Below are 22,942 nucleotides of genomic sequence, written 5' to 3'. Positions count from 1 at the left end.
GGCGGACGACGGGCAGGTCGTGGACATCGACGAAACGCCGGGGGGCGAGCATCATGCGATTGAGCGCACGTAACCAGATCCAGGCCAGAGTCACGGCGGTCACCACGGGGGACGCCACCGCCAACGTCGAGCTGGACGCCGGCGGCGTGCGGATGGTGGCGGCCATCACCGTCGAGGCGGCGCGGGAGCTGAGGCTCTCCGAGGGCAGCGAGGTGGTCGCCATGATCAAGGCCTCGGACGTGATCCTCGCCGTTCCGGAGTAGGCAGATACAGGTGTAAGAACCTCTTAAGGCTCGCAGGTGCTCCGCCTGTCTAGCCTCGAATCTGGAATATGCGATAGTACGGGTGGCGGCCTTCGGACACGTCCCGACGGGCCGCCGCCCCCCGCCCCTCCCCGAGAGGGGCACTGCACGAGGAGAACTCAAGGTGATCGAACGTCTCCCCCGGCCCTTCCGGGTACTGCTCGCCGCCACTCTCGGAGCGAGCCTGACGCTCGCGGCCGGGTGCGGCAGCACCGACGACGACAAGTCCTCCGGCTCCTCGGGCAAGAGCGGCAAGACGCTCTTCGTGTTCGCCGCCGCGTCGCTGACCGAGACGTTCACCTCTCTGGGCAAGACCTTCGAGACCGCACACCCGGGTGTGAAGGTGAAGTTCAACTTCGGCGGCAGCTCGGCGCTGGCCCAGCAGATCACCCAGGGCGCGCCGGCCGACGTGTTCGCCGCCGCGAGCCCGGCGACGATGAAGACGGTGACCGACGCCAAGGACGCGTCCGGCACCCCGACGACGTTCGTCCGCAACCGGCTCGAGATCGCCGTGCCGCCGAGCAACCCAGGCAAGGTCAAGACGCTCAAGGACCTGACCGACCCCAAGCTCAAGGTCGTCGAGTGCGCGCCCGAGGTGCCCTGCGGCGCCGCCGCCATCAAGGCCCTCGCCGCGGCGAACCTCAAGGTCAAGCCGGTCTCCCAGGAGCAGGACGTCAAGGCGGCGCTGACGAAGGTGCAGCTCAACGAGGCCGACGCCGCGCTGGTCTACCGCACCGACGTCAAGTCCGCCGCCGGAAAGGTGACCGGCATCGACTTTCCCGAGGCCGCCAAGGCGATCAACGACTACCCGATCGCCACGCTGGCCAAGGCGCCGCAGGCCGACCTCGCCGGCCAGTTCGTCCAGCTCGTCCTCTCCGCGCAGGGCAAGTCCGTCCTGACGCAGGCGGGCTTCGAGTCCCCCTGACCCCAGAGCGGGGGCGAGGACCTTCCGGAGCGGGTCCTCGCCCCTTCGCCCTATCGCGTCCCCGGCAGGATGCTGTGCTTCTCCTTGGGGATCGCCTCGATCATCCGGCGCGGCATGTTGAGCGTGTCCGCGCTGACCTGCGCCGGGGTGTTGGCCATCCACTGCGCCGCCGAGATGTCCTCAAAGCGCGGGTTGCGGAACATCTCCAGGAACACCAGCGGCTCAGAGCCGAGGTTCTCGATGTAGTGCCCGTACGCGAAGGGCACATAACCGACGTCGCCGGCGTGGAAGTCGAACGTACGGGCCAGCCCCGAGCCGGCGAACACCCCCATCCGGCCGAACCCGGAGATGTAGTACTGCCACTCGTCGTCGGTCGGGTGCCAGTGCAGTTCGCGCAGCGCGCCCGGTTCGAGCTCCACCAGGGCCGCCGAGATCGTGGTCGCCGCCGCGAAGTTCGTGGAGTCGGTGATCCGGACCGTACCCCCGTCGAACCTCAGCGGCGTCTGGGCGAGCATCCGGTGCTTGAACGTCCGGGGCACGTCGCCGGTGGGGCTGATGAGCCGCTCCCGGTCATCCAGCGGTGGCGGGACCTGACCCTTGAAGATGTACTTCTCCTTCTCCGGCATGGCCTCCATCTGCTGGGGCGTCCAGCCGAAGTTCTTGGCGAGCACGCTCTTCGGCGTGCAGGCGAAGAAGTCGCTCAGCATGAACGTGGAGTTCTCCGAGAACGCGCCGTCGTCGAAGACGAGCAGGAACTCCACGCCCTCGTCCAGCGCCTGGATGTAGTGCGGTACCCCCTTCGGGAAGAACCACAGGTCACCCTTCTCGACGTCGTCGAGGAAGTTGCAGCCCGCCTGGTCCACCGCGCCGATCCGGCAGCTTCCCTCCAGGACGTAGGCCCATTCTGACTCCTTGTGCCAGTGCAGCTCGCGGTACGCGCCGGGGTTGAGCTTCATGTCCACGCCCGCCAGCGTGGTGGCGACCGGCAGCTCGCGCTGGGTCACCTCGCGCGTCCAGCCGCCCTCCTCGATCCGGGTGTGCGCGAGCGAGAAGGGGAACTTCATGTTGGGCAGCGTGCCGTGGTCCGTGGGCGGCGGCGTGAGCAGGTCGGGGTTCTGGCGGTCGATCTCCACGTTGCGCGGGCCGGTGTCGATGCCCCCCTGGCCGTTCCGCTGCGGCTGGGGGATGTCCCTCATCCGGTCGCGCCTCATGGGATTGAAACGTGTCATCGGCGATTCCTCTCGTAAGGCGGGTCAGAGCGTGAACGGCAGGCAGCAGCCGAGGCCGGCCACCACGGTCGCCGACACGGCCGCGACCCGCGTGGTCAGCGGTGCGTTGACGAGCGGTCCCATCACCGCACGGTCGCGGCAGAAGTGGACGAGCAGGAACAGCGCGATGGGCACGCCGAGCGAGATGACCACCTGGCTGACGATCAGCAGGCCGGTCAGCGGTACTCCGGAGAGCAGGGCGAACACGGCCGGCGTCATCGTCACGAGCCGGCGCAGGTGCACCGGCACCCGCCGGGCGAGGAAGCCGCGCATGACCACGTCGCCGGCGAGCGTGCCCACCCCCGCGGAGGACACGCCGGAGGACAGCAGCGCGATCGCGAACGCCAGCGCGGCGCCGCCCCCGATCCGGCCCGCCAGCTCGCCGTGCGCCGCGACCAGGTCGCCGGTCCAGGTCCCCCCAGTCGCCCGACCGAGCCCGGCCCCGAGCGCGATCATCGAGACGTTGACGAACGTCGCCGCCCCCAGCGCGAGCACGCAGTCCAGCGTGAGTGCCCGGCGGACCAGGCCCGGCTGCCGCCAGGCCGCGTCCACCGGCATGCCCCTGCTCTGCACCAGGGCGGAGTGCAGGTAGATCGCGTGCGGCATGACCGTGGCGCCGACGATGCCCATGGCCAGCACCAGCGTTCCCGTGCCGCCCAGGCCGGGCAGCAGCCCGCTCGCGAGGCCGCCGGCCGACTGGTGCCCGACGAACACGATGTCGTAGCCGATCCCGGCGCCGACGAGCAGCAGCGCCGCCGCGCTCATCAGCTCGAACCCGCGCGTACGGCCGCGGCGGCGCAGCTCCAGCAGAAGCAGGGAGACCACGGCCGTCAGCACCGTCGAGGCCAGCACGGGCATGCCGAACAGCAGCCGCATGCCGATCGCCGCGCCGACGAACTCGGCCAGGTCGGTGGCGAGCACGACGACCTCGGCCTGGAACCACACCAGGCGGCTCCCCCAGCGCGGGAACCGGTCCCGGCACAGCCGCGGCAGGCTCTTCCCGGTGGCCATGCCGAGCTTGGCCGCCTGGAACTGGACGAGCATCGCCACGAGGCTGGCGGCCACGACCACCCAGACGAGCAGGTAGCCGGTCGTCGCCCCCGCCGTCAGGTTGGTCGCGACGTTCCCCGGATCGACGTACGCGATCGCGGCGACGAACGCCGGTCCGATGATCCGGGCGACGCGCGATCCGCCTCGGTCGCGGTGCCGGGCGGCGGGCCCGCGCCTCGCCGGTGGTGGTGTACGGGTGAGACCGCCGCGCGCGGTCACTCGGGCGCTCCATAGCGCAGATTTAGCGGCATAAGCAAGGAATACCCGCAAGTCCGAAAAGCCGCTTAAAGGCCGCGCCCACGGTTACGCAAAGGCGGAATAACGCCTTATCGGGCTAAAACGCGCAATGAGGCGATAAGTGAGGTCAAGATCCGGGACGCGACGGCACCGGGACACCCGCCGTGGGTGCACCGGCACCGACTCGCTGGCTCCGGAACGGCGGGGATCAGGCGGTCTGATCGTCGATCCCGGCCTCGGGGGCGTTCTTCCGCACCGACTCGATGCCATTCAAAGCCGACTTCTTGGTCTCGTACTTCTCGCTGGTGGCGATCACCTGGCCGTTGGTGGCGACCAGATTGAAGTGGAACTTACCGTTGCCGGTCTTCTTCATGACGAACTTTCCAGCCATCGCCGTACTACCTCCTTGCCGGTTGCTTCAAATTTCCCCTACCCGTCTACAACGCATGAAACAGACCTATGCCGGTCATTTCGTAAATGCGAATAATGATCTTTGTCGTCCGTATCGAACGACGTGACGCGCCGCCGAACGGTTAGCGGTGGCCGATGCACGGGTACGCCGCGCCCATGGCGGAGATAACACTGCAGGTCAATGGGGTAGAAAACGCGCTGAGCGTCGATACCCGCACATCTCTCCTCGATCTGCTGCGGGAGCATCTCGGCCTGACCGGCACAAAGAAAGGCTGCGATCACGGCCAGTGCGGCGCCTGCACGGTCCTCATCGACGGACGCCGGTCCAACGCCTGCCTCGCGCTCGCGGTCGCCTGCGACGGCACCCGGATCACGACGGTCGAGGGGCTCGCCGACGATGGCGCGCTGCATCCGCTGCAGGCCGCGTTCCTGGACCTGGACGCCTTCCAGTGCGGCTACTGCACCCCGGGCCAGCTCTGCTCGGCCGCCGGGATGCTGTCCGAGCCGGGTCCGAGCGCCGTCACCGACGACCTCACCACGGACCCGCCGCTGACGCCCGGGGAGATCCGCGAGCGCATGAACGGCAACCTGTGCCGCTGCGGCGCGTACGTCAGCATCGTCGCGGCCATCGAAGAGGTGTCCCGATGAGGCCGTTCACCTACGCCCGCGCCGACGACGAGGGGAGCGCCGTCGCGCTGTTCCGGCCCGGCACGATGTACCTCGGCGGCGGCACCAACCTCGTCGACCTCATGCGCCTCGGCGTCGCCCGGCCGGACACGCTCGTGGACGTCTCCCGGCTCGCCCGTGACCTGATCGAGGAGGACGGCGGCGGGCTGCGGATCGGCGCGGCGGTGCGCAACAGCGACCTGGCCGCGCATCCGGTGGTCCGCGAGCGCTATCCGATGCTCGCGAGGGCCGTTCTGAGCGGCGCCTCCGGGCAGGTCCGCAACATGGCGACGGTCGGCGGCAACCTCCTGCAGCGCACCCGCTGCCCGTACTTCCAGGACGTGTCCCAGCCGTGCAACAAGCGGCGGCCCGCCTCGGGCTGCCCCGCGATCCCGGGCGACCACAGCGGCCTGGCCGTGCTCGGGCACTCCGAGCGGTGTGTGGCGACCCACCCCTCCGACATGGCGGTGGCGCTGGCCGCGCTCGACGCCCGGGTGCGCGTGACCGGGCCGGGCGGCCACCGTACGGTGCCGATTCCCGGCCTCCACCGGCTGCCCGGCGAACAGCCCGAGCGCGACACCGTGCTGGAGCCGGGCGAGCTGATCACGGCCGTCGAACTGCCCGCGCCGCCCGCCGGCACCTCGAAGTACCGCAAGGTACGCGAGCGCGCGTCGTTCGCGTTCGCGCTCGTGTCCATCGCCGCCGTGCTCGACGTCGCGGACGGGACGGTCCGCGACTGCCGGATCGCGCTCGGTGGCGTGGCGCACACGCCGTGGCGGGCACGGCTCGCCGAGGACGCGCTGCGCGGGACGCGTGCCGGTGAGGAGAGCTTCGCGCTGGCCGCCGACGCCGAACTCGCGCAGGCGCGGCCGCTGCCGCGCAATGCCTACAAGGTGCCGCTGGCCCGCAACCTCATCGTCCGTACGCTCCAGGAGCTGGTCCCGTGAAACGCATCGAGGGGCGCGAGAAGGTCACCGGGCACGCGAGATACGCCTATGAGTACCCGGCCGCGGACGTCGCGTACGTCCATGCCGTCCAGTCGCCGATCGCGCGTGGACGGGTCCGGTCGGTCGACGCGAGCGAGGCCCTCACGACGGCGGGGGTGCTCGCCGTCCTGTCGAGCGCGGACCCGCCACCTCTCGGCTCGCGCGACAACCCGGAGCTGGCGCTCTTCCAGACCCCGGAGATCGCCTACAACGGCCAGATCGTCGCCGCCGTCGTCGCCCGTACGCTCGAGATCGCGCGGGAGGCGGCCGAGCACGGCCTGCGGATCACCTACGACGAGGAGCCGCACGACGTACGGCTGCGGACGGACCATCCGGGGCTCTACCGGCCCGAGAAGGTCGAACCCGCGTTCCCCTCCGACACCGGGCGGGGCGACGTCGAGACCGCCATGCGCGACGCGGCGCTGACCCTGGACGCGACCTACACGACGGCCACGACGCACAACAACCCGATGGAGCCGCACGCCACCCTCGCGGTCTGGGAGGAGAACGGCGACCTGACGGTCTACGACGCGACACAGGGCGCGTACGCCGACCGCGACGCCATCGCGAGCGTGCTCGGGCTCGCGCCCGAGCGCGTACGGGTGGTCGCCCCGCACGTCGGCGGCGGGTTCGGGTCCAAGGGCCACACGCGCCCGAACGCCATCCTCGCCGCGCTCGCGGCCAGGGCGGCGGGCCGCCCGGCCAAGGCCGTGCTGACCCGGCAGCAGATGTTCGCCCTCACCGGGTACCGCACGCCGACGATCCAGCGGATCCAGCTCGGCGCGGACGCCGAGGGCCGGCTGACCGCGATCGCGCACGACGTCGTCGAGCAGTCCTCGACGCTCGTGGAGTTCGCCGAGCAGACGGCCACGCCGACGCGGATCATGTACGCGGCGCCCGCGCGCCGTACGACGCACCGGCTGGCGCGCCTCGACGTGCCCTCGCCGTCGTGGATGCGCGCGCCCGGCGAGGCGCCGGGGATGTTCGCGCTGGAGTCGGCCATGGACGAGCTCGCGATCGCCGCCGGCATCGACCCGATCGAGCTGCGCCTGCGGAACGAGCCGCGGACCGAGCCGGAGAGCGGGCTGCCGTTCAGCTCCCGCAACCTCGTCGCCTGCCTGCGCGAGGGCGCACGCCGCTTCGGCTGGGAGAGCCGCGATCCCGAGCCGGGGATCCGCCTGAGCGGGCGTTGGCTGACCGGCACGGGCGTGGCCGCCTCCACCTATCCGGCGCGGCGCCTGGCCTCGACCGCCACCGCGACGGCCGAGGACGGGGAGTTCCTCGTCCGGATCGCCGCCGCCGACATCGGCACCGGCGCGCGTACGGTGCTGACCAAGATCGCCGCCGAGGCCCTGGGCACCTCGGCCGAGCGGGTCCGGGTCGAGGTCGGCGACAGCACTCTGCCGCGCGCCTCGCTCGCGGGCGGCTCGATGGGCACCGCCTCGTGGGGCTCGGCCGTCGTACTGGCGTGCGAGGCGCTGCTGAAGAACGGCGACACGGGGACCGCCGACACCACCGAGGACGTCGAGGCCGACACGGGCTTCGCCCGTCACGCGTTCGGCGCGCAGTTCGCCGAGGTGCACGTCGACGTCGACACGGGCGAGGTGCGCGTGCCGCGGATGCTCGGCGTCTTCGCCGCCGGGCACATTCTCGACGAGACGCTCGCGCGGTCCCAGTTCATCGGCGGCATGACGATGGGCCTGGGAATGGCGCTGCTGGAGGCGACCGTCCTCGATGAGCCGTCCGGGAGTTTCCTCAACCACGACCTCGCGCAGTACCACGTCGCGACCTGCGCGGACGTCCTCGGCATCGAGGCGGTGTGGATCGAGGAGGAGGACCCCTACCTCAACCCGATGGGTTCCAAGGGCATCGGGGAGATCGGCATCGTGGGCGCGGCCGCCGCCATCGCCAACGCCGTCCACCACGCGACCGGACGGCGTATCCGCGACCTTCCCATCACACCCGCGAAACTCCTCGGCTGACACGGCGGTCGGCAAAATCTCGATACCCTGATGTCCTGCCATTTCAGACGGTCTCCGTCCCACATCGGCACGGAGAGACCGGGAGACGAATTCACTCAGGGGAGCAGAGTTACCCGATGAGCGCGCCGACAGAAGAGCGGTACACCTTTCAGGCCGAGGTCGTCCAGCTTCTCGACCTGATGATTCATTCGCTCTACAGCAACAAGGAGATCTTCCTGCGGGAGGTGATCTCCAATGCCTCGGACGCGATCGACCGTTTCCGGTTCGCCAAGCTGACCGAGGCCGAGCTCGCCGACGAGAGCGACGAGTCGCTGGAGATCCGCGTCGCGTACGACAAGGACGCGCGCACGATCACCATCTCCGACAACGGCATCGGAATGAGCCGGCAGGAGGTGATGGACAACATCGGCACCATCGCCAAGTCCGGCACCCGGGAGTTCTTCCAGGCCCTGACCGGCGACCAGCGCAAGGACGCCACCCTGATCGGCCAGTTCGGCGTCGGGTTCTACTCCTCGTTCATCGTCGCCGACCGGGTGACGCTGACGACGCGCCGGGCCGGGCTGGCGGCCTCCGACGGGGTCCGGTGGGAGTCCGACGGCCGCGGGGACTACTCCCTGGAGCCGGTCGAACGTGCCGAGCGCGGCACCGAGATCGTGCTGCACCTGCGCGAGGAGGAGGACGACTTCCTCAACTCCCACCGGCTGCGCACGATCATCCAGAAGTACTCCGACCACATCAGCCTGCCGATCCTCATGGCACAGGAACGAACAGCTGCAGGCGGGGACGACGAGCCCGGCGAGGACGCCGTCGTCAACCGGGCCTCCGCGCTGTGGGCCCGCCCGAAGAGCGAGATCAGCGAGGCGGACTACAACGAGTTCTACAAGCACGTCGCCCACGACTTCGCCGACCCGCTCACCCATCTGCACAGCAAGATGGAGGGCACCTATGAGTACACGCTGCTGCTGTTCGTCCCGGCGAACGCTCCGTTCGACCTGTGGATGCCCGAGGCCCGCCACGGCGTGAAGCTGCACGTCCAGCGCGTCTTCATCATGGACGACACCGGCCAGCTCATGCCGAACTACCTGCGGTTCGTCCGCGGCGTGATCGACTCGGCCGACCTGCCGCTCAACGTCTCCCGCGAGATCCTCCAGAGCAGCCGGGTGGTCGACTCCATCCGCTCCAGCGCGGTCAAGAAGGTCCTGCGCCTGCTGAAGGACCTCGCGGAGAAGGAGCCGGACAAGTACGCCACCTTCTGGAAGGAGTTCGGCGACGTCCTCAAGGAAGGCGTCGCCGAGGACTACTCCAACCGCGACGACATCGCCAAGCTGCTGCGGTTCACCACGACCAAGTCGGCCGCCGACACGGCGGACACCTCGCTGGAGGACTACGTCGGCCGCATGAAGGAGGGCCAGGAGAAGATCTACTACCTGCTGGCCCCCTCCCCCGCCGCCGCGAAGAGCAGCCCGCACCTGGAGATCTTCCGCAAGAAGGGCATCGAGGTGATCCTGCTCGGGGAGGCCATCGACAACTGGCTGATCACGAGCCTGCCCGACTTCGAGGGCAAGCGGTTGCAGTCGGTCGCCCAGGGCGTGTCCGACCTCGGCGCGATGGAGGACGAGGAGGAGAAGGAGGCCAGCGAGAAGGCCGGCACCGAGCTCGTCGGGCTCGTCGAGCGCCTGAAGACCGCGCTCGGTGACAAGGTCACCGACGTACGGACCACGAACCGGCTCACCACCTCGCCGGCCTGCATCGTCGCCGACGAGCCGGACATCGAGATGAACCTCGCCCGCCGCATGCGGGGCTCGGGCCTGCCGAGCCAGCCGGTCCTGGAGATCAACCCCGAGCACGCGCTGGTCCGGCGGCTCGACCGCGAGACCGACGAGCAGCGCCTGTCCGACTGGGCGCACGTCCTGTACAGCCAGTCCGTGCTCACCCTCGGTGCCCGCATCGACGAGCCGGCCGCGTTCGTCGAGCGACTCAACGACCTGCTCATGACCCTCGCGGAGGAGAAGGCCGAGTAAGCGGGAAAAGGTTCGCCGGCCGGCGGCAAGGGGCCACCGCCGGCCGGCGAACGAGGGGGTCAGGTGCCGAAGACCTGGAACTCCCACAGTGAATAGCCGTAGGCGGTGCCGCGCTGGGTGCCGTACACGCGCACGTAGCGGCCGGAGCCGGAGACGTTCAGGTCCTGGACTCCCCCGGTGCCGGTCGTCGTCGAGTAGACCGTCGTCCAGCTCGTGCCGTTGGCGGAGGTCTGGATCTGGAACGCCTTGCCGTAGGCGGCCTCCCAGTTCAGCAGCACGTGGCTGAGCTGGTGCACCGAGCCGAGGTCGACCTGCAGCCACTGCGGGTCACTGAACGCGCTGGACCACCGGGAGCCGGTGTTGCCGTCCGTGGCGTTCGCCGCCGCCGTGCCCGCCGCCTCGGTGGAGGAGGCCGTCGTCGTGTGCCCCTGGGACAGAAGCGTGCCGGTGCCGCCGCCTCCGCCCGGGGCCTTGTTGTAGACGGCGACATAGTCGATGTTGAGCTGGCCGCCCGAGACGGTCGCGGAGGTGGGCCCGCCGCCGAACGCGTCGGGGAACCCGCCGCCCATCGCCAGGTCGAAGATGATGAAGAACGGATGGTCGACGGCGTTCGCCCAGGTGGTGGCGTCCACGCGGTCGGCGGCGAGGGTGAAGTAGTTGCTGCCGTCGAGGTACCAGCGGATCTGCTCCGGCGAGACCGACCGGTCGATCTGCACCGCGTACGTGTGATAGCCGGTCTGGCAGCCGCCGCACGCGCGTTCGCCGCTGCCGATGCCGGTGGACTCGTTGCAGGGCCCGCCGGGGTTGGTGCCGCAGTGGAGTGTGCCGAAGACCGAGCTGCGGCCGTTGATGTCCTCCAGGATGTCGACCTCGCCGGAGGTCGGCCACGGCGTGCCCGTACGCAGCGGCGAGCCGAGCATCCAGAAGGCCGGCCAGTACCCGGCGCCGTTGGTGGTGTTGACGTTGGGCTGCTGGATGGAGGCCTGCATCATCACGACGCCGCCGGCGGGCGCGCCGAAGGTCGCGGCCTGCGTCTCGACCCGCCCGGAGGTCCAGCCTCCGCGCGGGTCCGAGCCGGAGTGCAGCGCCTTGAGCACGAGGTGCCCGCCGCCGTCCTGGAAGACGTTGGCCGTGCTGTTGGTCATCGTCTCGATCTCACCGGTGCCGAAGCTGCTGCCCGGCCCGGTGTCGTACTTCCAGGTCCCGGTGTTCAGGCCGGTCCCGCTCGCGCCGGTGAAGTCGTCGCTCCAGGTGGTGGTGAAGCCGGCGGGCGGGGCCGGCACCGCGGCGGGTTTCGCCGTACCCGCCGCGGCGCCGGCCGCCATGGTGGCCGGCGCGACGACGCCGACGGCGAGGACCAGGGCGCCGGCGCCCACTCTGAGCCGGCGCGCCCATGAGGCGGGGCGTGTCTCGCGGAGATACCTTTCGTGCCTGTTGTCGAACACGTGTGCTCCTTACCGGGGCCGTACAGACCCACCCGTACGGCCCCGTCTGGCGTGACGGTCTGTCGGGAGCTCCTAAGGAACCGGGTTCACCAGCCGACGGCGACGAGCAGGTACTGGGGGTCGCCGTGGGAGATGAAGGAGGACTGGCCCGCGACGTCGTCGTAGGGGAAGCCGTAGGCCAGGTGGTTGATCGCGTGGTCGTGCCAGAACTTGGCGTAGTAGTTGGCCGGGGCGGCCTTGTAGTACTGGCTCGGGTCGGACTGCTGCGACTGGCCCGCGACGTGCCGGTTCAGGGCCGCGCACATGTTCGGGTTGCTCGCCATCGAGCCCGCGCATCCGAAGATGTTGGAGGTGGGCTCGTTCACGCCGTTCGCCTGGGCGTAGGCGGTGAAGTAGTTCGCGTACTGCCCGCCCGTACGGAAGGCGCCGTCGCTGCCCGGCGCGGGGATGTAGTACGGCGCCTGGACCGTCGCCAGGTGCTTGAACTCGGTCGGCACCTCGTTCTGGAACCTCTGGAACGTCGCCGCGCGGTCCTCCGCGAACGTGGCCTGGTCCTCGCCGACCTGTGTGTCGTACCCGTCGTGCGCGTGCAGCCGCAGGGCCAGCTTCAGGCCGAACCCGTCGACGCGCGTCGTGTTGCCGTTGAAGACGTCCGGCCCGACCGTGAACTCGATGAAGTCCTTGTACTGGCCGGTCGGTGAGCCCAGGTAGAAGTACATGCGGCCGGCGGAGTTGGCGGGCATGTCGAGGTAGGGCTGCTCGGCGATGGAGTGCGTCTGGCCGTTGAAGTTCCAGTAGACCTGGCTGTCGGGGTAGTGGCCGTTCGTCCGGTTGAGGATCTTCAACTCGAGGACGTTCTGGGCGGCGGGGATGCCGCTCGTGTCGCCCCAGAAGTCATCGGCCGGGGGCGGCGTGGTCGTCCCGGTGGTGTGGACCCCGAACTCCCACAGGGAGTAGCCGTACGGGGTGCTCCGCGCGGTGCCGTACACCCGCACGTACCGTCCGGTGCCGGTGACGTTGAGGGTCTGGTTGCCGCCGGTGCCGGCCGTGGTGGTGTAGACCGTGGTCCAGCCGCCGGTGCCGGTGGCCGAGACCTGGACCTGGAAGGACGTCGCGTACGCCGCCTCCCAGTTGAGGGTGACCTGGCAGATCGTCTGCGATGAGCCCAGGTCGACCTGGAGCCACTGCGGGTCGCTGAACGCGCTGGACCAGCGGGTCCCGGTGTTCCCGTCCACGGCGGCCGAGGCGGGGGTGCCGGAGTTCTCGACCGAGGAGGCGGTGGCGGGGCGGTTCTGCGCCGCGTTGGCGGTGTTGCAGGCCGCGGCCTTCGGGGTCGCGCCGGCCCGGAGCGGGGTGCCGACGAGGAGACCGGTGAGGAGCATGATCGCGGCGGCCGCGATCAGGAGGAGGGGTGCGGGCGCGTGGCGGCGCGCCCCTGGGCGGAGATTCATGACGGCTCCCTTTCTGGGGGTAGGGAGATGAGGCGCCACGGCCCCGGCGGTGGCGGCCGCCGGGATCGCGGTGTGAACGGAGAGCGGGACGGGTCGGGAGTCTGGCGTACGTTCTTGAGAGCGCTCTCACGGAGACGGTGGCGGGGTTTCTGACTTGCGTCAAGAGCGATGGATGATAACTGTTCGATAACGGAGATCACACTCAGTTGCCGGACATCTCCGATATATGCCCTGGCCAGGCTATTTGTTGTCCGCCACCCCATTATCGACGTGAAACGCGGCTGAAATATTTTTCGGCCCGGCGAGCGGCGCCGAGGCGGCCCGCCTGTCAGGGCCCGCACGAGCCCGGCTCCCCGGGCCCGGGTGACGACGCCGATGGCATTGATGGCTTGGTGCGCATGTCGGTGCATTACGCACAGCCGTGGAGCTGAGAGGCTTGGATCTCTGGTCGAGACGGGTGTTCGAACAATCGAATCCACGGCCCGAGCAGCCCAAGAGTATGGTCCACTTTTGTGGTGAGAACATGGGCCGTATCCGGAGTCGACCTGCACCTCGATCTGACCGGCACGCGGGTGCGCGCGACGCTGGAATCCGCGCTGCGGGAGGCGGTGAGCTCCGGGCGGCTGGCCGAGGGTGTACGCCTCCCCTCCTCCCGCGCACTGGCCGCCGACCTGGGCATCGCCCGCAACACGGTCGCGGACGCCTACAGCCAGCTCGTCGCCGAGGGCTGGCTGACCGCCAGGTCCGGCTCGGGCACGTGGGTCGCCGCCCGTCCGGCGACCGGCCGCGGCGGGCCGAAGCCGGCCGCCGCGCCCCCGCCGGCCCCGGTGCGGTACGACCTGCGCCCGGGCTCGCCCAGCCTGTCGTCCTTCCCGCGTACGGCCTGGCTGGCGGCGGGGCGCCGGGCGCTGAGCGCCGCGCCCGCCGAGTCGCTGGGCTACGGCGACCCGCGCGGGCTGCCGGAGCTGCGAACCGCGCTGGCCGGCTACCTCTCCCGCGCCCGCGGCGTTCACGCCGGCCCCGAGCACATCGTCGTCTGCTCGGGATTCACTCAGGCCCTGGGCCTGATCGCCCGCGTACTTCGGTCCCGCGGCGCCGCGAACGTCGGCGTGGAGGCGTACGGCCATCGGCACCACCGCGAGGTCGTCACCGCTCATGACCTGCGGGTCGTCTCCATCCCGGTCGACGACGACGGCGCCGTCCTCGAGGACCCCGTCGTCTCCAGGGCCGAGGCGCTGCTGCTGACCCCGGCGCACCAGTTCCCCCTCGGGGTGCCGCTGGCCGCACACCGGCGTACGAGGGCGGTCCAGTGGGCCCACGACACCGGCGGGCTGGTCGTCGAGGACGACTACGACGGGGAGTTCCGGTACGACCGCCAGCCCGTGGGCGCGCTGCAGGCGCTCGCCCCCGACCACGTCGTCTACGCCGGCACCGCGAGCAAGAGCCTCGCGCCGGGGCTGCGGCTGGGCTGGCTCGCCCTCCCGGCCGGTCTCGTGGAGGAGGTCGCCGAGGCCAAGCGGCTCGCCGACGCGCACACGAGCACGTTCGAGCAGCTCACGCTGGCCGAGTTCATCGCCTCGGGGGACTACGACCGGCACGTACGCCGGTGCCGGACGGCGTACCGCCGCCGCCGCGACCGGCTGGTCACCGCCCTGCGCCGCGAGGTCCCGGAGGTGCGCGTGACCGGCGTCGCCGCCGGCCTGCACGCGCTCCTCGATCTCCCGCCGGACACGGACGAGGACGCGGTCGTCGCCCGCGCCGCCGGCCACGGTCTCGCCCTCGAAGGACTCCGGACGTACAACCCGGACGACGACCGGGGGCCCGCCCTCGTCGTCGGCTACGCGACGCCGCCGGACCACTCCTACACCGGCGCCCTCGCCCGGCTCTGCGCGACCCTCACCGAGTAGACGCCCTCACTCACACGACAGAACAATCAGGCCTGACACGGCCATATCCCCCTATAACGCGATTGATCTGCCACGGTGAACGCACGGGCCTGGGCCGAGCTCGGCCGGCGGGCGGGGGCGCCAGGCGGCAAGGGGGCGGGGATGACCGTCGTGGGGACGTGGAACCTGGAGAACCTGTTCAGACCCGGTGCCGACTTCGGCCCGGCGAGCCAGGCGGTGTACGCCGAGAAGCTGCGCGGGCTGGCGGCCACCATCGACGAGGCGGGCGTGGACGTCCTCGCGGTGCAGGAGGTCGGCGACCCGGACGCGCTCACCGACCTCATCGGCCTGCTGCGCGGCGACTGGCAGCACGTCACCTCCGAGCACTTCGAGAAGGCGCATCCGATCCGGGTCGGCTTCATCAGCCGCTTCCCGCTCGAGATCCTCGCCGACACCGCCGCGTTCCCCGTGGAGCTGAGCGGGACCCAGTCCGACGACGCGGGCACGCTGACGCGTCAGATGGGCCGGGGCGCCCTCGCCGTACGGGTGTCGGCGCCCGGTCAGGAACTGGTCCTGGTCGCGTGCCACCTCAAGTCCAAGCTGCTCAGCTTCCCCTCGGCGGGCGGGCGGAGCCGCTTCTCCCCCAAGGACGAGGGCGAGCGCGCCCGGTACGCCGCGTACGCGCTCAACCGGCGCACCGCCGAGGCGGTCACCGTACGTGCCCTGGCCGACGAGCTGCTCGACGGCGAGGGCCGTACGCGGCCGGTCATGGTGCTCGGCGACCTCAACGACGAGCCGCAGGCCGCCACCACGCAGATCCTGCTCGGCCCGCCGGGCAGCGAGCTGGGCACGGCCGGCGCCGACCGCCCGGACGGCGGCGACGCGTCCCGGCTGTGGAACCTGGCGCCGCGCATCCCCGATGATGAGCGGTACTCCCGGATCTACCGTGGCCGGGGCGAGCTCATCGACCACATCCTCGCCAGCCAGACCCTCCTCGCGCAGACGCAGGAGGTCCACATGGTGCACGGCCGGTCCCTGCCGTCGGTCACCGACGACGCGCCGGCCCGGCGGAACGCCCCGGCCTCCGACCACGCCCTCCTGCTGACCCGTCTGACCCGGACCTGAGCCGCCCTCAGCCCTCGGCGGAGCGGAACAGGACGACCTCGAAGTCGACCGTGCGGAAGCGGTCCGGCAGGCCCAGCGAGGCGGCGCGCTCCGGGTCCTCGACCACGGCGAACTCGCGTACGAGGCTCGGCTTGACGCCGAAGACGGCGTCGGACTCGAGGTACGGGCTGTCGGCGGCGAACACGTGCGTGGTCACCGGGGCGTACCCTGCGGCCTGGACGATGAAGTGGATGTGCGCCGGCCGGTTCGGGTGGCGCCCGGTGGCGGCCAGGAGCGTGCCGACCGGTCCGTCGTCGGGGATCGGGTAGTAGCGCGGCATGATCGTACGGAACCAGAACGTCCCGTCCGGCTCTGTCGTGAACAGGCCGCGCAGATTCGTCCGCGGCACCTCGTCCGGCCGCTGCACGTCGTAGAACCCGTCGGCGTCCGCCTGCCACACGTCGACCGTCGCGCCGCCGACCGGCTCGCCGTCCGGGCCGACGACGCGCCCCGTGACCAGGCACGGCTCGCCCCCGTCGGTCAGCGCGATGTCCGCGCCGAGCGGCCGCGGCGGGGACTCGACGACGTGGAACGGGCCGAGCACCGTCGACTCGGTGCCGACGCCGCCCGCTCGGTGGTTGACCGTCTCGACCAGCATGGAGACCCCGAGGACGTCGGAGAGCAGGACGAACTCCTGCCGCAGGTCGTCGCTCTTGTGTCCGGTCGCGGTGAGGAAGGCGATCGCGGCGTTCCACTCCTCCTCGGTCAGCTCGACGTCCTTGACGAAGGCGTGCAGGTGACGGACGAGCGACCCGAGCACCTCCCGCACACGCGGGTCGGGCGTGCCGTCCATGCTCGCGATCACGACGTCGGCCGAGCGTTCCTCGCTGAACAGCTCTCCGCCCGGGTTCTCCATTGGCGCGACCTCCTCTGGGTTGCCGACACCTTGATCCTGGCACGAGCGCCCGAGGCGCGGTCGCCTGGGCGGAACGACGACACGGGTGGTAACTTGTTACCATGGTAACAATTGAACGCACCCAGACCGGGCTGCGGATGGAGCGGAACACGCTCAAGGTCCTCAAGGGCCTGGCGGAGTACCTCGACCTGTCGCTCGGCGACCTGGTGGAGGGCGTCGTGCTGCACGCCTTCGAGGGCAAGGCGCCGTTCGGCCCGGAGACGCTCGCGAAGATCGAGCAGCTCAAGGCGGTCTACGGGCTGGAGCTGACCGCCACCGACGCGCACAAGCTGGACGAGACCCGATGAGCGGCGAACAGGTACGCCTGACCGGGCGCGTCCGGGTCGCACTGCCGCCCGAGGAGGCGTTCCGGCTGTTCACGCCGCTCGGCGAGCGCGACTGGGCACCGGGGTGGGAGCCGCACTTCCCCTCTCCCACTGCGGACGACGCCGACCCGGGCACGGTCTTCGAGACCGGCGCGCACGGCGCGACGACCACGTGGCTGGTCCTCGACCGCCGGCCGGGCCGGCACATCTCCTACGCCCGCGTCACACCGGACGTGTGGGCCGGCACCGTCGCGGTGACCCTCGACGACGCCGGCGGGCACAGCGACGTGAGCGTCACGTACGCCCTCACCGCGCTACGACCGTCCGCCGCGCCCGGCCTGGAGGACTTCGCCCGCGGCTACCCGGAGTATCTGCAGTCCTGGGAGGACGCCATCGCCGCCCGCCTTTACACTGTAAGTTGAATTCTCAATCACAAGGCTCCCGGCGACGTCGACCAGGGGTTCCGTACGCACCTCCACGTATGCTGCCGCCATGACCGACTTCGACGTGTACGAACGCGAGCTGTGGGCCGGGCGGGCCGGCGCGTACGAGCGCGGCTTCGCCCGCCTGACCGCGCACGCCATCGGCCCGCTGCTGGACGCCGCGCGGGTCGGGGTGGGGAGCCGGGTGCTCGACCTCGGCACCGGCCCCGGGTTCGTGTCGGCCGAGGCGGTACGCCGGGGCGCGACGGTCTCGGCCGTCGACGCCGACCCGCAGATGGCCGAGACCGCGGCGCGCAACGTCCCGCAGGCGGACGTACGGGTCGCGGTGCTGCCCGGCCTGCCCCACGAGGACGAGAGCTTCGACGCGGTGGTCGGAAACTTCGTGGTCAACCACGTGGGCGATCCACCGGCGGCGATCGAGCAGATGCACCGGGTCCTGCGGCCGGGCGGCCGGCTCGCGCTGACCTGCTGGGTGATGCCGGGCAGCGGCGTGCTGGCCGTCGTACGCGACGCGATGGAACAGGTCGGCGTCCCCTGGCCGGACGACGTGCCGCTGAGCCCGTTCATGGCGTACGGCCGGCGGGACGCCTTCGCCGCGCTCGTGGCCGGCGCCTTCGCCGACGGCACGGCGGAGGAGCTGAGCTGGGACTTCGCCTTCGACGCCGGCGAGTGGTGGGAGACGGGCGCCATGGCGGGGGTGGGCTCCAACGGCGTCGTCCTGCTGCGGCAGGGCCCCGCGACCATCGCCGAGGTACGGCGGGCCTACGACCGCCTGCTCGCGCCGTACGCCGCCGGCGACGGCAGCGTGGTGGTCCCGGCCCACGCGCTCCTGGCCTGCGGCACGCGCTGACAGACGCCTTAACCGAAGGTTCGCCCGTGGTTAACCGGGAGGCGCTTCCTCGGCCCGGAAAAGGGATTCACACTGCGGCGGGGCAGCACCCCAGCTCCGCCATCGCCTCGACCGGAGGTCCATGTGAGCCCACAGGCCGGACGACCGACCCGCCGCAGTAGACCCACCCGCCGTACCCTCACCGCCCTCGCCTCCGCCATCGGTCTCGCCGCCGCGGCGGCCGGGGTCTGGGCGGGTGCCGGCGGTACCGCACGCGCGGCCGCCGGTGTCCCGACACCCGACCACGTCGTGGTCGCCGTCATGGAGAACCACGCGTACAGCCAGATCATCGGCAGCTCCAGCGCCCCGTACATCAACGCGCTCAAGACCGGCGGCGCGATCCTGACCTCCTCCTACGCCATCACCCACCCGAGCCAGCCCAACTACTTCACGCTGTTCTCCGGCGCGACCCAGGGCATCACCGACGACGGCTGCTACACCGCCGGGTTCAGCTCCGCGCCGAACCTCGCCTCCGAGCTCACCGCCGCCGGCAAGACCTGGGGCAGCTACAACGAGTCCCTGCCGAGCCAGGGCTCGACCGTCTGCTCGAGCGGCGACTACGCGCGCAAGCACAACCCCTGGTTCGGGTTCTCCAACGTCCCGGCCTCCAGCGCCAGGACGTTCGCGCAGTTCCCGACGGACTACACCACCCTGCCGAAGGTCTCCTTCGTCACGCCGAACCTGTGCAGCGACATGCACGACTGCTCGGTCGCGACCGGCGACACGTGGCTGAAGAACCACCTCGGCGCGTACGCGACCTGGGCCAGGACCCACAACAGCGTGCTCATCGTGACCTTCGACGAGGACAACCTGCTGAACGGCAACCGGATCGCCACCGTGCTCTACGGCCAGCCGGTCACGGCGGGCGGTACATCCGCCACCCGGTACAACCACTACAACGTCCTGCGCACCATCGAGGACATGTACGGCACGTCCCATGCCGGGAACGCCGCCTCGGCGGCGGACATCACCGGTATCTGGGCGAGCTGACCGGATGTACGTCGCGGACGCCCGCGGCACCGCCGAGGTCCGGGGCGCGCCGCGTCCCGCGCCTCGCGCCGCCGCCATCGCCCCCACGGTCATCGCCCTCGGCGCCGTCAGCCTGGTCACCGACGTCTCCTCGGAGATGGTCACCGCGGTGCTCCCGCTCTACCTCGTCTCCGGCCTGGGGCTGTCCCCGCTCGGCTTCGGCCTCCTCGACGGCGTCTACAACGGGTTCAGCGCCGTCGTCCGGCTCGCCGGCGGCCACCTCGCCGACCGGCGCGGCCGGCACAAGACCGTCGCGGCCATCGGGTACGGGCTGTCGGCCGCCTGCAAGCCCCTGCTGCTCCTCGCGCACACCCTGCCGCTGATCGGCGCCGTGCTGGCCGCGGACCGTACGGGCAAGGGCCTGCGCACCGCGCCGCGCGACGCGCTCATCTCCCTGTCGTCCGCGCCCGAGACGCACGGCCGCGCGTTCGGCGTCCACCGGGCCATGGACACGGCCGGGGCGCTGATGGGCCCGCTCGTCGCGTTCGCGATCCTCCGGCAGGCCGCCGAGGGCTACGACGCGGTCTTCACGGTGAGCACGTGCGTGGCGGTCACGGGCGTGCTCGTGCTCCTGCTCTTCGTGCCCGGCCGCGCCCCGGGCCGGAGCGCCACGCCGGCCGCGTCCCGCGCCTCCCTGCGCGCCGCGCTCACCCTGCTCGGCCGGCGCGACCTGCGCCGCCTGGCGGTCTGCGCGCTGCTGCTCGGGCTGGCCACGGTCAGCGACTCGTTCGTCTACCTGGTGCTCCAGCACCGCTTCGACGTGCCGGTCCAGTGGTTCGCGCTGCTCCCGATCGGCACGGCCGCCGCCTTCCTCACGCTCACCGTGCCGCTCGGCCGGCTCGCGGACCGGGCCGGCCGCCGGCGGGTGTTCCTCGGCGGGCACGTCGCCCTGCTGGCCGCGTACGGGCTGCTGCTCACGCCCTGGCACTCCGGCGCGCTGCCCTACGCCGTGCTCGCCCTGCACGGCGCGTTCTACGCGGCCACCGACGGCGTGCTGATGGCCGCCGCGGCCGCGACCGTGCCCTCCGCCCTGCGCTCCAGCGGCCTGGCGCTCGTCCAGACCGGTCAGGCGGCGGCGCGGTTCGCCTGCTCCCTCGCCTTCGGCGCCGCCTGGACGGCGTGGGGCGACCGGACCGCGCTGACCGCGACCGCCCTCGCGCTGGCGGTCTGCGTCGCGGGCACCGCGTGGGCGCGTCCCGCCGAGGCGGCCGCGTGACGTACCGTGACCGGCTCCTCGTGCTCCTCGCCGCGATCGCGGTCCTGGCCACCGTCGCCACGATGTCGGTCCTGCACGCGGCGGACCGGGCCGGCCGCAAGGACCGGCAGCAGGCGGGCGGCCCGCCGATCGCCACCGGGTCCGTCTCGCTCGCCGCGAGCGCCCGGCGGCTGATGGTCTTCCGCAACATGGCCTGGGGCCCGCACCGCGACGAGCTCGCGACCGTCCCGGCCGCCGCCCCCGGCGGCCCGCGCACCGCCTCCGGCGTCACGTGCCTGCGGTTCTACGCCGCGTCCGGCACCGGCGTGTGCCTGCAGGCGGTCCACGGCGCGGTCCAGGACACCTACCGGGCCGTCATCCTCGACTCCCGCCTGCGCGAGCTGCGCCGCTATCCGGTCGCCGGCGTCCCGACCCGCGCGCGGGTCTCCCCCAGCGGCCGCATGGTCGCCTGGACGGTGTTCGTCAGCGGCGACACCTATGCCGGGACGGACTTCTCCACCCGTACCTCGATCCTCGACACCCGCACGTGGACGCTTCAGAGCAGCCTGGAGTCGTACGGCATCACCAAGGACGGGCACGGCCTCCACGCCGCCGACGTCAACTTCTGGGGCATCACCTTCGCCGACGACACGCGCTTCTACGCGACGCTGGCCACCGGCGGCCGTACCTACCTCGTACGCGGCGACACCGCCGCCCGCACCGTCCGTACCCTGCGCGCCAACGTCGAGTGCCCGTCCCTGTCCCCCGACGGCACCCGCCTGGTGTTCAAGAAGCGCGTGCCCGGGCTCTCGGCGGACGCGCCGTGGCGGCTGTACGCCCTCGACCTGGCCACGATGCGCGAGACTCCGCTCGCCGAGCGGCGCAGCGTGGACGACCAGGTCGTCTGGTCCGGGCCCTACACGGTCGTGTACGCCCTGGCGGGCGACTACGGCACCGACCTGTGGACCGTGCCCTCCGACGGGACGGGCGCGGCGCGCCGGATGACGACCGCCGCGCTCGCTCCGGCGTACGTCGGATAACCTCACCCGGGACCGGCGGTTAGGGCAGGGCGAGAAGACACCTCTCGCGGTTTCTGGCACTCTTTTGTCGTCAGGAAGGGCCGAGTGGGGGATGGGCGACGTTGGGGTGGAAGACCACATTCCGTAAGCCTGTGGCTCACGTGTCCGGCGTCCTCCTCCTGCTCATCGGCAGTGTCGCCTCCGCGCAGGAGACGCTCCGCACCCACGTGGTGCCGCGGTGGGTCGGCACGTGGGAGGCGCCGATGGCCTCCTCGGTCGACAACGGCTGCATCGACTGCACGATCCGCGACGTCATCCACCTGAGCGCCGGCGGGACGGCCGTCCGCGTACGGCTGTCCAACGCCTTCGGTACCGCTCCCCTGCCCGTCGAGCACACCACGGTCGCCCTTCCCGCCATCGCGGGCGGCGCCGACGTGGCGCCGGGCATGCTCCGGGAGGTCACGTTCGGCGGACGGGCGGCGGTCACCATCGCGCCCGGCGCCGAGGCGGTCAGCGACCCGGTGCGCCTGGCCGTACCGGCCGGCGGCGACCTGCTCGTCACGACGTACACCCCGGGGTACGCCACGCCGATGAGCTACCACCCGGTCGCGCTGCAACGCTCCTTCTTCCTGAGCGGCGCGGACGAGGCGGACGCCACCACCGCGGGCGCGTTCCCGGACCAGACGTTCGTCCGGCACTTCGTCTCCGGCGTCGACGTGTCCGGGCCGCCCGGCGCGATCGTGACGTTCGGCGACTCGATCACCGACGGCTACCGGTCCACCGAGAGCCTGAACCGCCGGTGGCCCGACGTCCTCGCCGGGCGCCTGCTGCGCGGCCCGGCGTCCCGCCGGTTCGGCGTGCTCAACGCCGGCATCGGCGGAAACCGCGTCCTCCGCGACGGAGGCACGCACGGCCCGTCCGCGGCGCGGCGGTTCGACCGCGACGTGCTCTCGCGGTCCGGCGTACGCACCGTGATCCTGCTGGAGGGGATCAACGACATCCAGGAGAAGCCACACGAGTTCGACCCGACGAAGATCACCGCGGAGCTGGCCGACCTCGCCGCGCGGTCCCGGGCGCACGGCCTGCGCGTCATCGGCGGGACCCTGACCCCCTTCAAGGGCTGCATCTGCTACTCCCTGCGCGGCGAGGCGACACGGCAGGCCGTCAACGCCTGGATCCGGCGCAGCGGCGTGTTCGACTCCGTGATCGACTTCGACGCCGCCCTCCGCGACCCGTCCGACCCGGACCGTATGCTGCCGGCGTTCGACTCGGGCGACCATCTGCACCCCGGCGACGCCGGTTACGAGGCCATGGGATGGGCCGTGGACCTGTCGACCCTGTGACGGCCGCCA

At 71.4% G+C, this 22,942-nt stretch carries 21 protein-coding genes; 15 read left to right on the top strand and 6 right to left on the bottom strand.

Annotated elements, in window-relative coordinates; all coding sequences use genetic code 11:
• Positions 1 to 59 precede the first annotated feature (59 nt).
• Together QWU11_RS44025 and modA are read left to right on the top strand one after the other, a co-directional pair.
• The gene (locus QWU11_RS44025) at positions 60 to 263 is read left to right on the top strand and encodes a TOBE domain-containing protein (protein ID WP_290120558.1); all 204 of its coding nucleotides are present in this window, start codon (positions 60 to 62) and stop codon (positions 261 to 263) included.
• A gap of 163 nt (positions 264 to 426) precedes the next feature.
• Positions 427 to 1,227 carry a molybdate ABC transporter substrate-binding protein gene (gene modA / locus QWU11_RS44020; protein WP_290120557.1) on the top strand — a complete coding sequence of 267 codons (801 nt, stop codon included), beginning with the start codon at positions 427 to 429 and terminating at the stop codon, positions 1,225 to 1,227.
• Positions 1,228 to 1,277: 50 nt separating this feature from the next.
• Here modA and QWU11_RS44015 read toward each other — a convergent pair whose 3' ends face one another.
• The 3 genes from QWU11_RS44015 to QWU11_RS44005 all read right to left on the bottom strand — a co-directional run bounded on the left by QWU11_RS44015 (position 1,278) and on the right by QWU11_RS44005 (position 4,173).
• Positions 1,278 to 2,423, bottom strand: a complete 1,146-nt coding sequence (locus QWU11_RS44015) for an oxalate decarboxylase family bicupin (protein WP_290120556.1) — start codon at positions 2,421 to 2,423, stop codon at positions 1,278 to 1,280.
• 57 nt (positions 2,424 to 2,480) lie between these two features.
• Positions 2,481 to 3,764 carry an Nramp family divalent metal transporter gene (locus QWU11_RS44010; protein ID WP_290120555.1) on the bottom strand — a complete coding sequence of 428 codons (1,284 nt, stop codon included), beginning with the start codon at positions 3,762 to 3,764 and terminating at the stop codon, positions 2,481 to 2,483.
• A 226-nt stretch (positions 3,765 to 3,990) separates the two neighbouring features.
• On the bottom strand, positions 3,991 to 4,173 hold the full coding sequence (locus tag QWU11_RS44005; RefSeq protein WP_290120554.1) for a YegP family protein: 183 nt from the start codon (positions 4,171 to 4,173) through the stop codon (positions 3,991 to 3,993).
• A gap of 176 nt (positions 4,174 to 4,349) precedes the next feature.
• Between QWU11_RS44005 and QWU11_RS44000 the strand changes: the two genes are divergently transcribed.
• From QWU11_RS44000 to htpG, 4 genes are all read left to right on the top strand, one after another.
• Positions 4,350 to 4,841, top strand: coding sequence for a 2Fe-2S iron-sulfur cluster-binding protein (locus QWU11_RS44000; RefSeq protein ID WP_290120553.1), 492 nt, complete (start codon positions 4,350 to 4,352; stop codon positions 4,839 to 4,841).
• Entirely contained in the window at positions 4,838 to 5,806 is a 969-nt protein-coding gene (locus QWU11_RS43995) for a xanthine dehydrogenase family protein subunit M (RefSeq protein ID WP_290120552.1), read from the top strand. Before QWU11_RS44000 ends, QWU11_RS43995 begins: the two co-directional genes overlap by 4 nt.
• Positions 5,803 to 7,827, top strand: a complete 2,025-nt coding sequence (locus tag QWU11_RS43990; RefSeq protein ID WP_290120551.1) for a xanthine dehydrogenase family protein molybdopterin-binding subunit — start codon at positions 5,803 to 5,805, stop codon at positions 7,825 to 7,827. The genes QWU11_RS43995 and QWU11_RS43990 overlap by 4 nt, the downstream gene beginning before the upstream one ends.
• Before the next feature lie 116 nt (positions 7,828 to 7,943).
• The gene (gene htpG, locus QWU11_RS43985; protein ID WP_290120550.1) at positions 7,944 to 9,848 is read left to right on the top strand and encodes a molecular chaperone HtpG; all 1,905 of its coding nucleotides are present in this window, start codon (positions 7,944 to 7,946) and stop codon (positions 9,846 to 9,848) included.
• A 59-nt stretch (positions 9,849 to 9,907) separates the two neighbouring features.
• On the opposite strand, the gene QWU11_RS43980 is transcribed toward htpG, so the two are convergent.
• Complete coding sequence (locus QWU11_RS43980; protein ID WP_290120549.1) at positions 9,908 to 11,293, bottom strand: discoidin domain-containing protein; 1,386 nt, start codon at positions 11,291 to 11,293, stop codon at positions 9,908 to 9,910.
• An 86-nt stretch (positions 11,294 to 11,379) separates the two neighbouring features.
• Entirely contained in the window at positions 11,380 to 12,744 is a 1,365-nt protein-coding gene (locus QWU11_RS43975) for a beta-1,3-glucanase family protein (RefSeq protein ID WP_290120548.1), read from the bottom strand.
• 512 nt (positions 12,745 to 13,256) lie between these two features.
• On the opposite strand from QWU11_RS43975, the gene QWU11_RS43970 reads away from it, so the two are divergent.
• Positions 13,257 to 14,651 (top strand): PLP-dependent aminotransferase family protein, encoded by a 1,395-nt coding sequence (locus tag QWU11_RS43970; RefSeq protein ID WP_290120547.1) that lies wholly within the window; start codon positions 13,257 to 13,259, stop codon positions 14,649 to 14,651.
• 141 nt (positions 14,652 to 14,792) lie between these two features.
• Positions 14,793 to 15,755, top strand: a complete 963-nt coding sequence (locus QWU11_RS43965; protein ID WP_290120546.1) for an endonuclease/exonuclease/phosphatase family protein — start codon at positions 14,793 to 14,795, stop codon at positions 15,753 to 15,755.
• A 7-nt stretch (positions 15,756 to 15,762) separates the two neighbouring features.
• Here the strand turns inward: QWU11_RS43965 and QWU11_RS43960 are convergent, their stop codons facing one another.
• Positions 15,763 to 16,650 carry an intradiol ring-cleavage dioxygenase gene (locus QWU11_RS43960; RefSeq protein ID WP_290120545.1) on the bottom strand — a complete coding sequence of 296 codons (888 nt, stop codon included), beginning with the start codon at positions 16,648 to 16,650 and terminating at the stop codon, positions 15,763 to 15,765.
• 101 nt (positions 16,651 to 16,751) lie between these two features.
• Here QWU11_RS43960 and QWU11_RS43955 point away from each other — a divergent pair, with 101 nt between their 5' ends.
• The 7 genes from QWU11_RS43955 (at position 16,752) to QWU11_RS43925 (ending at position 22,933) form a co-directional block, all read left to right on the top strand.
• The gene (locus QWU11_RS43955; protein WP_290120544.1) at positions 16,752 to 16,997 is read left to right on the top strand and encodes a hypothetical protein; all 246 of its coding nucleotides are present in this window, start codon (positions 16,752 to 16,754) and stop codon (positions 16,995 to 16,997) included.
• Positions 16,994 to 17,437, top strand: coding sequence for an SRPBCC family protein (locus QWU11_RS43950; RefSeq protein WP_290120543.1), 444 nt, complete (start codon positions 16,994 to 16,996; stop codon positions 17,435 to 17,437). Before QWU11_RS43955 ends, QWU11_RS43950 begins: the two co-directional genes overlap by 4 nt.
• Positions 17,438 to 17,507: 70 nt before the next feature.
• Positions 17,508 to 18,308 (top strand): class I SAM-dependent methyltransferase, encoded by an 801-nt coding sequence (locus QWU11_RS43945; protein ID WP_290120542.1) that lies wholly within the window; start codon positions 17,508 to 17,510, stop codon positions 18,306 to 18,308.
• 123 nt (positions 18,309 to 18,431) lie between these two features.
• Positions 18,432 to 19,337 carry an alkaline phosphatase family protein gene (locus QWU11_RS43940; protein WP_290120541.1) on the top strand — a complete coding sequence of 302 codons (906 nt, stop codon included), beginning with the start codon at positions 18,432 to 18,434 and terminating at the stop codon, positions 19,335 to 19,337.
• A gap of 4 nt (positions 19,338 to 19,341) precedes the next feature.
• Positions 19,342 to 20,592: an MFS transporter gene (locus QWU11_RS43935; RefSeq protein WP_290120540.1), complete on the top strand. Its 1,251-nt coding sequence runs from the start codon at positions 19,342 to 19,344 to the stop codon at positions 20,590 to 20,592.
• Positions 20,589 to 21,611 carry a hypothetical protein gene (locus QWU11_RS43930; RefSeq protein WP_290120539.1) on the top strand — a complete coding sequence of 341 codons (1,023 nt, stop codon included), beginning with the start codon at positions 20,589 to 20,591 and terminating at the stop codon, positions 21,609 to 21,611. Before QWU11_RS43935 ends, QWU11_RS43930 begins: the two co-directional genes overlap by 4 nt.
• 131 nt (positions 21,612 to 21,742) lie before the next feature.
• Positions 21,743 to 22,933 carry an SGNH/GDSL hydrolase family protein gene (locus tag QWU11_RS43925; protein WP_290120538.1) on the top strand — a complete coding sequence of 397 codons (1,191 nt, stop codon included), beginning with the start codon at positions 21,743 to 21,745 and terminating at the stop codon, positions 22,931 to 22,933.
• Positions 22,934 to 22,942: the final 9 nt, after the last annotated feature.

Source organism: Actinomadura sp. DC4 (assembly GCF_030406325.1).
In the GTDB taxonomy this organism is placed as follows: Bacteria; Actinomycetota; Actinomycetes; order Streptosporangiales; family Streptosporangiaceae; genus Actinoallomurus.
This window is presented reverse-complemented; position numbering and strand designations above follow the sequence as displayed.

Excerpts from the sequence above, each read along its gene's own strand:
- QWU11_RS44000 (WP_290120553.1), top strand. The coding sequence starts at position 4,350 with ATGGCGGAGATAACACTGCAGGTCAATGGGGTAGAAAACGCGCTGAGC.
- QWU11_RS43960 (WP_290120545.1), bottom strand. The coding sequence starts at position 16,650 with ATGGAGAACCCGGGCGGAGAGCTGTTCAGCGAGGAACGCTCGGCCGAC.
- QWU11_RS44005 (WP_290120554.1), bottom strand. The coding sequence starts at position 4,173 with ATGGCTGGAAAGTTCGTCATGAAGAAGACCGGCAACGGTAAGTTCCAC.
- QWU11_RS43995 (WP_290120552.1), top strand. The coding sequence starts at position 4,838 with ATGAGGCCGTTCACCTACGCCCGCGCCGACGACGAGGGGAGCGCCGTC.
- QWU11_RS43935 (WP_290120540.1), top strand. The coding sequence starts at position 19,342 with ATGTACGTCGCGGACGCCCGCGGCACCGCCGAGGTCCGGGGCGCGCCG.
- QWU11_RS43965 (WP_290120546.1), top strand. The coding sequence starts at position 14,793 with ATGACCGTCGTGGGGACGTGGAACCTGGAGAACCTGTTCAGACCCGGT.
- QWU11_RS43950 (WP_290120543.1), top strand. The coding sequence starts at position 16,994 with ATGAGCGGCGAACAGGTACGCCTGACCGGGCGCGTCCGGGTCGCACTG.
- htpG (WP_290120550.1), top strand. The coding sequence starts at position 7,944 with ATGAGCGCGCCGACAGAAGAGCGGTACACCTTTCAGGCCGAGGTCGTC.
- QWU11_RS43955 (WP_290120544.1), top strand. The coding sequence starts at position 16,752 with ATGGTAACAATTGAACGCACCCAGACCGGGCTGCGGATGGAGCGGAAC.
- QWU11_RS43975 (WP_290120548.1), bottom strand. The coding sequence starts at position 12,744 with ATGAATCTCCGCCCAGGGGCGCGCCGCCACGCGCCCGCACCCCTCCTC.
- QWU11_RS43945 (WP_290120542.1), top strand. The coding sequence starts at position 17,508 with ATGACCGACTTCGACGTGTACGAACGCGAGCTGTGGGCCGGGCGGGCC.
- QWU11_RS44015 (WP_290120556.1), bottom strand. The coding sequence starts at position 2,423 with ATGAGGGACATCCCCCAGCCGCAGCGGAACGGCCAGGGGGGCATCGAC.